Annotated in this window: 7 protein-coding genes; 2 read left to right on the top strand and 5 right to left on the bottom strand. The window is 43.7% G+C overall.

The genetic code is table 11. From position 1 onward, the window contains the following. Window positions 1–59 precede the first annotated feature (59 nt). Together DP116_RS12380 and DP116_RS12375 are read left to right on the top strand one after the other, a co-directional pair. The gene (locus DP116_RS12380) at window positions 60–926 is read left to right on the top strand and encodes a DUF72 domain-containing protein (protein ID WP_169155474.1); all 867 of its coding nucleotides are present in this window, start codon (window positions 60–62) and stop codon (window positions 924–926) included. Window positions 927–1,175: 249 nt separating this feature from the next. Continuing rightward, on the top strand, window positions 1,176–1,604 hold the full coding sequence (locus DP116_RS12375) for a hypothetical protein (RefSeq protein WP_169155473.1): 429 nt from the start codon (window positions 1,176–1,178) through the stop codon (window positions 1,602–1,604). A gap of 138 nt (window positions 1,605–1,742) precedes the next feature. Here the strand turns inward: DP116_RS12375 and DP116_RS12370 are convergent, their stop codons facing one another. The 5 genes from DP116_RS12370 to DP116_RS12350 form a co-directional block, all read right to left on the bottom strand. Beyond that, window positions 1,743–2,687: a calcium-binding protein gene (locus DP116_RS12370; protein WP_169155472.1), complete on the bottom strand. Its 945-nt coding sequence runs from the start codon at window positions 2,685–2,687 to the stop codon at window positions 1,743–1,745. A gap of 679 nt (window positions 2,688–3,366) precedes the next feature. Beyond that, window positions 3,367–4,677: a serine/threonine protein kinase gene (locus DP116_RS12365; protein WP_169155471.1), complete on the bottom strand. Its 1,311-nt coding sequence runs from the start codon at window positions 4,675–4,677 to the stop codon at window positions 3,367–3,369. 74 nt (window positions 4,678–4,751) lie between these two features. Further along, on the bottom strand, window positions 4,752–5,783 hold the full coding sequence (locus DP116_RS12360) for a protein kinase domain-containing protein (protein ID WP_169155476.1): 1,032 nt from the start codon (window positions 5,781–5,783) through the stop codon (window positions 4,752–4,754). Between the two features lie 110 nt (window positions 5,784–5,893). Next, window positions 5,894–6,271 (bottom strand): hypothetical protein, encoded by a 378-nt coding sequence (locus DP116_RS12355; RefSeq protein WP_169155470.1) that lies wholly within the window; start codon window positions 6,269–6,271, stop codon window positions 5,894–5,896. Window positions 6,272–6,413: 142 nt separating this feature from the next. Further along, window positions 6,414–7,449, bottom strand: a 1,036-nt coding sequence (locus DP116_RS12350; RefSeq protein ID WP_211173231.1) for an energy transducer TonB family protein, incomplete at its 5' end; no start/stop codon positions are given.

The raw sequence follows: 7,449 nt of genomic DNA, 5'->3' as shown, positions 1-7,449 counted from the left end.
TATCCAAAAAATTATAGTAGATATAACTACATTCGAGTTTTTTATTATTTAAAGAATTTGTGAACTTTTTCATTGGTTGCGCTGTTTGGGCATATAAAGGCTGGGTAGGCGAACTTTACCCTCAAGGGACTCGCCAAAGTGATTTTTTGCAACTCTATAGCCGACGCTTCACCACTGTTGAGGGTAACACCACCTTCTACGCCGTACCTAATCAGGAGACTATCACCCGTTGGGCGACACAGACACCCCAAAATTTTGAATTTTGTCTCAAATTACCGCGAGATGTCACCCACAACGGACGATTGCAACCCCAAATCCCTGATGCTTTAAAATTTTTAGAAGGGATGCGTCTTTTAGGTAAACGTCTTGGACCTGTTTTTGCTCAGTTACCCCCCAGTTATCCGCCTACACTGATTGATGATCTGGGCGTATTTCTCGAAGCTTTACAGCAAACAGACGTACGTTTGGCGTTAGAAGTTCGGCATCAAGACTGGTTTACTGAACCATTAGCTGGTGAGTTGACAGCACTTTTAGAAAGGCTTGGTGTTGGAAGGGTTCTGCTAGACTCACGTCCTATCTACACCGGAGATGATGATCCGCAAATACAATCTGAACGGCGTAAACCTAAAGTTCCTGTACAATTTAGCGTGACAGCGAGCGTACTAGCGCCTTTTAGTTTGATTCGGTTTATTTCTCATCCCAATTTATCAGTAAATCAGCCTTTCATGGAAGAGTGGGTGACTCAGATTAAGCAGTGGTTGCAGCAGGGAACGCAAATTTATTTTTTTGTTCATTGTCCTGTGGAAGAACACTCACCAGGAAATGCACGTCACTTTCAAAAGTTATTAGAACAGAGTGGTGTAGCTGTTCCTCCTCTTCCTTGGAATATCCTTGACAATCCCCCTAATCAACTCAGTTTGTGGTAAGTAAGTGGGTCAAATTAAATATAAAACCTCACCCTGCCTCCGGCTTCCCTCACGCCAGGTCGCACCGTCGGGGGAACCCCAACGCCAGGTCCCTACGGAGGGAAACCCTCCTGCAGGACTGGCTCCGCAACGCACTGGCTCTCCTTATCAAGGAGAGGGATTGAGGGTGAAATCTGATCTTATATTTTTATGCTTACCGTACTTAGCCGTACTGTGGTAATTTGAGTAGAAGAGCCAAAGGAGGGTTAGATGAGTCGTCTTCTTTATGAAAATTCCGTTTCATATAAAGGTTATCTCATCATTCCATTTGTCTTTGGTACAATTGATAGTCAGGATATTTATTCCTATAAACTATTATCAGAAATTGCTAATCAAAGCCAATTTCACAAAGCAGAAAATCCAGCAGAAATCTATGGCACTAGTATAGAGAATATTGTTGATATTGCCAAAGAACATATTGACGAATATTCAGATTTTGTCAGTCATTGCGATAATTTTAAATTTCGCTACGTTTACCGCAACAACTTAATTATCGTGTTTCAAGAGGCTGGAAAATATTTCTATGACCATTATCCTTCAGACTCACTGAATAATATTGCAGCACCAAAGTTATTTCCATCAGAATACGATTGCTTGAGTTGGATTAAACAAGGTATGGATGGATTGCATACACGGTAAAGATAAACTGTTCAGTAACATGTAGGGTGCGTTACGGACATTAGTCCTAACGCACCATTGATTTTCTGTTCATCTGGTTATAAATTTTACTTATATAATTCACCCTCACCATAAGGCAATAGGAAATCACAACAAGCGTTAGATAAATCTGAAGTAGCTACTGTCAAGACTCAAACCTGAAACACCTGGTACAATTGCAATAAGTTCATTCAATTCACTATCAGGTTTTTTCAGGTTGATAGTTACTCCATTTGGTAAGCCAGCAGGAGATGATCCCAAGATATAGTCAGATGCTGTTCCTACAAGCTGGATAATATCCTCACTTGGGTTAAAGTCAGCAATCAAAGCGTAGTCATTCTCCCCAGTGGTTAATTTATTACCGTCATCATAGTAAACCGAGAAGTTACCAGCAGCGTTGGGCCCTCCAAGGTTGAATGTATCTCTCCCTTCCCCTCCAATTAGGATATCTATTTCATCTACTCCATAGATACCACCAGGGGAACCAGTGGGTATGTATCCAGCGCCAGTGAGAATATCATTCCCTTTTCCACCTATAAGGATATCATTGCCGCTGCCACTGTTGAGAATATCATCTCCATTACCACCTAAAAGGATATCATTGCCACCGCCAGTCTTGTAACTTCCATCGTATAAGATGTCATCTCCATTACCACCAATCAGGATATCATTGCCGAACCCACCATCTAATCTGTCGTTACCGTCGCCGCCATCTAAATAGTCATCACCAGACAAACCTATAATTCGATCATTGCCATCACCACCAAACAGGAAATCCTTACCCAGTGAACCAAATAACTGGTCGTCACCTTTGCCCCCATACAGTAAATTTACGCTATTTAAGTCTCCTCCGTAACCTGGGGCATATGGTACTTTACTAAGTCCAGCATATAGAATATCGTTACCGTCACCGCCTATAAGTACGTCGTTACCCTCTTTACCTTCCAAAAAGTCGTCACCAGCAAGACCGATCAAAACGTCGTTTCCTAAATTACCATAAATGAAATCATTGTCTTGCGTTCCCTTTAAATAATCGTTCCCTGTAGCACCGTAAATAACTACCATAAAGCACCTTTTCTAGGAATCAGATGGAGTGGTGATAGTTGTGAAGCTGTTTCATTATATATGTAAAAAATAATACATGCTATTCACATGTCTTTATTTTTGTTACGAAAACAATCTTTGGCGCTTATCCAGAGTGACGAAAAAAGGGTGGGATTTGACAAGTCTTTCAAACATCGCATAGCAGCAAGTTCCTGTGTCGCTATTTCTCCCTTACACTTGTATACATAGCGCAGATATTGTGGAGTGATCTGCTCATATCATGTCCGACTAATTAGTTGTGATTCCTACGTTAACTGCACCCCACACGCCAGTCGCCTCAACGGGGGGGAACCCCCGCACGGCGCTGGCTCCCCTTAATCCCCTCCCCGCTTGCGGGGAGGGGCGGTTTTGGCGCAAGACAAAACCGGGGTGGGGTTCTTCTGGATTTATAAGCAATTAACCGGACATGATATCACAGGGTGACACAGAAAGTTATACCAATTTGAAAAAAGAATGCGACAGATGGATTGTTGAAACTCTTAAGAGCAATCAATCGCTTGGTGTTGAACCAGAAGCCTAATATTTTTGGACTTTGGCTTGTTGATCCGTAGACGCTTTCTCAGCTTGTCGCTACTACATCGCTTCTCCAGTCGATACAACAGCTACAAAATCTTTTGCCAGTTAGCTTCAGATGATAAAGCTATGAACCTGTATGAAAAATCCTATGTCCTAACAATCCCAAACCCAAGCCTAGACTAGATGTGCTAGCTAAAATTAGAAAAGTATGAACCTTGCTAAAAGATTTTTGTAATTTCTTTCCAGCCCAAACCGTAGCCAGAGCCCCAGCCCAAGCCACAGCCACAACCCCACTCAGAGCCCCAGCCACAGCCACAGCCACAACCCCAGCCACAGCCACAGCCACAGCCACAAGCCCAGCCCAAGCCACAGCCACAGCCGCAAGCCCAGCCCAAGCCACAACCCAAGCCACAGCCACAGCCCAAATTATTCGCGGAGCGTTAAGCGCTGCTAAGAAATAGCTTATATTTGTGTAATTCAACAATACACCAACCAACCAGCCCCAAGCGATAATTCTAGGTGATTTAGTAGCTGGTTTTGACTTTGACTCGTCGAATTGGCGACGAACAACTTCTATTTTATGAACTGGCTCAACTAAAGGTGGAGGCGACGCTTTTAGTGCTTCTAACATTGTCAACCATTCCTGCATTGACTGAGGACGGTCTTCTGCCTCCAGCGCCATCCCCTTGAGAATTGCGTAATTTAATTGTTCACTAATGTCTGGAATAATTTGTTTGGGTGGAGTCAGGGAAGCATCATCAAGCTTTCGAGCCAGAGAAGTTGTGGGGTTTTGACCTGTCACCGCATAATAAAGTGTCGCAGCCAGACAATAAATATCAACCGTTGGCTCCCGACTGCCCCTAGTGATCTGCTCATAGGGCGCAAATCCATGATTACCCGCATTACCTGTTGAACTCAAAGTTTTAGGTAGAAGTTCTTTAGCGATACCAAAGTCAATCAGAACTGCTTTGCCATTGTTCCGCAGCATGATGTTTCCGGGGTGAGCATCTCGGTGTACTAGCCCTGCCTGATGCACCATCATCAGGGCTTCTCCGATTTGGCGAATACAGGGGACAATCTCAGCTTCTGGTAACGCTCCCCTGCGTCTGACTGCCTCAAATAAATTTTCTCCCGGTACAAAATCCATCACCAAGCAGTGGATTGCACCTTCCTTAAACAGGTCAATCACTCTAACAATGTGAGGATGGGGTTCTTCAGATAATCGTGCTAGTATCTGCCCTTCTTTGATAAACCGGTCTATGTACTTGTCATACTCAGGATCATGCCTGAGATGTTCATTGGGTGTTTTAATAACAACTGTCTGGTTTAACTCAACATGCAATGCTTTATAAGTAATCCCGAATCCCCCCTGCCCCAGGACTTCCCCAATTACATATTTGCCACCTTGCAAGCGTTGTCCTGCTGTCCAAGGCATGAACACCTCTAAGTCTGAAAAAATACTTAAAAAATTACTTTAATGCCAGCACCCTGATGAAAGTTTAGCTAATTCTACGGAGTTTTGGTAGATGACGGACTGGGAGACAGTGACGATGGGCTAGGAGACGGAGATTGTTTGAGAATAGGAATTAAAGCAGCAATGCCTGAGAGTAAGGCTCCAATCGCGGCGATCGCAGCTATAACAAGTGTCCAATTGATTTTTTTCTCCCGATTTGGGTTAGGGTTAGGGAGTACAGTTGATACAGGCTGGGGAGTTTCTCCACTTAACCCTAAAGAATCGAGCCATTCTCGCATTGATTGCGATCGCTCCTTGTGATCTAGCTTCATCCCTGTTAAAATTGCTCCGTTAACGCGATCGCTAATCTGAGGATTGAATTCTTTTGGAGACACTAAATGCTCACCATCCACTTTGCGCTTTACCGCATTGACAGGTGTTCTCCCCGTTAGAAGTTTATAGAGCGTAGCTGCCAGTGAATAAATATCGCTATACGCACGAGCTATAGTACGTTTAGTGTAAAGCTCAGGGGGCGTAAATCCATCAGAAGTTTCCTTGGTTCGGCTTGTGGTTAAAATATGGTCAAAATCTAAAGCTAGACCAAAATCGATTAACACGGCTTCTAACTGCCCTTCTCGGTTCCGCAACAAGATATTTCCCGGATGCACATCCCGATGAATCAGTTCATTTTGATGTACAACTATCAGCGCTTCCCCAATTTGCTGAATGTAACGTAGTGCGTCTGCTTCCGAAAGTATTGGTGGACGGAGGTCAGCCAAACTGTCCCCGTCCACATACTCCATTACTAGACACGAATGCTCTCCTTCCTTAAAAACTTCTGTAACCTGTACAATATGCTTATGCTTACACTTTTGTAGTTTTAATGCCTCCTGCAAATACATCGTCTCTAACCTTTCGCGCTCCTGCTGGGTAAGGGGTCTGAGCAGGTCATCATTTAAGGTTTTAACGACTAGGCGATCGCTGTTACTATTTTTGACTAAATAAGTGATGCCAAAGCGTCCCCTTCCCAACTCTCTTTCAATGGTGTATTTTCCACCTTGTAAGCGATCGCCTGCTACCCAAGCCACATTTGCAACTCCCAAAATATCTGCATAAATTATACCAATCACATTTTTACGATAAGATTAACTGGTATTATTCTTTGCTTGCAAAAAATCGATGCTCTGCTAACACGCTCTTAAAACTTAGTCACTGTGACATTAACACCAGATTCGAGTTTTGGAACCTTGAAGTACTCAAACTGCTCTGCAGGTTGAGAAGTTTGGTTGATTTGATCAGCTTGTTTATTTGTTTCCTCTAAACATTGTTTGAGGGTATTGCCAGGAGATTTGATCAGCTCAAGCGGGTTAATCTTTTTGCATTGTGACTCACGTACTACCCCGATTGAGTCAGAAACTTTTCTGAGATTGTTGGTGTGGTCTGTGACACTAACTGTTCCACTATTAATCGTAACTGGTTGAGTCACAAGAGCTGCAGCCTGACCCTGGTTAGTTATGACAGGAGAAACATTTTCTTCGTTGGCTAAGGCAGGATGAGTCACAACATTTGTGCTCATGATTACGAATAAGGCTGTCAGCAAGCGTCTCATGACTGTATGTGCTCGACACTCACAGAAACTACATAAATATGATGACACAATCCAAACAGAAAAGTTCCAGGCAGCTAAAAACCTGTTTCAGCAGCTTTGGTGAGCTACGTTATTGATCGCTCCATAACTCTAGCTGCCCATAGACGTTGATATTAAATGTAAATTGAATCTTGATATAGTCTTGTGGATATTCTGTGGGAAAAGGAGCAAAAGGTACTGCTCGGTTCACAGCATTCAGTGCTGCTTCATCAGTCATGGTTAATCCAGAACTTTGTACAACCTGGAGATTGCTGACTAAACCTGCTCGGCTTACGATAAAGCTAAGTACTGTCTGTTGGGAAGATTGGGTGAGTCCGGGTATCCACTGCTGCTTCACTTGCTCTTGTAATTGTTGCAGGTAAGCGCTCATGTCTACATCTTGACGAGCATCAATACCTTGTGTCCCTTGATTGAGGCGGTTGGAATTGGGCAGGGCTGCCAAATTATTGCTTCCAAAATCACGACTAGATAAACTCATTGGACCACCCAAACTGCTTGCGCCACCTGATTTTGAAGATGCTTGAGATCGAGACAGTTTTCGTGGTGATGTTGTTGACTGACTTTGAGAACGCGATGGTGCTATACGCTGTGTTTCTGGGGACACTAGCGAGTTAGTCCTATTCTCGAACTGTTCAGGAGAGGATTTTGTCGCAAGCCGACTGCTATTTTCCCGACGAGTTAAAGGTACTGGTTGTGTTGTTTCAGGTGTAACAACTGTTTGCTGGGGTTTGAGTGCTAATGGTTTGCTGGTGGGTGCAACTGCTGTTGGGGATGGTAATGGTACTGGTTGTGTTGTTTCAGGGGTAACAAGTGTTTGCCGGGGTTTGAGTGCGAGTGGTTTAGGTTTTGGTGCAACTGTTGTTGGCAAAGGTTCGGGTTCTGGTGGTGTCGTTTCAGGTGTAACTGTTCTTTGTCGCAGTTTGAGTGCAAGTGGTTTGGTGGTAGGTGCAACTGCTGTAGGTGATGGTAATGGTTCTGGTGGTATCGTCTCAGGTGTAACTGTTCTTTGTCGCAGTTTGAGTGCGAGTGGTTTAGGTTTTGGTGCAACTACTGTTGGCAAAGGTTCGGGTTCTGGTGGTGTCGTTTCAGGTGTAACTGTTCTTTGT

The organism is Brasilonema bromeliae SPC951 (assembly GCF_012912135.1).
GTDB lineage: Bacteria > Cyanobacteriota > Cyanobacteriia > Cyanobacteriales > Nostocaceae > Brasilonema > Brasilonema bromeliae.
The sequence above is the reverse complement of the archived record's forward strand: the minus strand, read 5'-3'. Positions and strand labels throughout refer to the sequence as shown.

What these genes read in the sequence shown, in the direction of transcription:
- DP116_RS12375 (WP_169155473.1), top strand. Translation starts at nt 1,176, where the DNA reads ATGAGTCGTCTTCTTTATGAAAATTCCGTTTCATATAAAGGTTATCTC.
- DP116_RS12355 (WP_169155470.1), bottom strand. Translation starts at nt 6,271, where the DNA reads ATGAGCACAAATGTTGTGACTCATCCTGCCTTAGCCAACGAAGAAAAT.
- DP116_RS12365 (WP_169155471.1), bottom strand. Translation starts at nt 4,677, where the DNA reads ATGCCTTGGACAGCAGGACAACGCTTGCAAGGTGGCAAATATGTAATT.
- DP116_RS12370 (WP_169155472.1), bottom strand. Translation starts at nt 2,687, where the DNA reads ATGGTAGTTATTTACGGTGCTACAGGGAACGATTATTTAAAGGGAACG.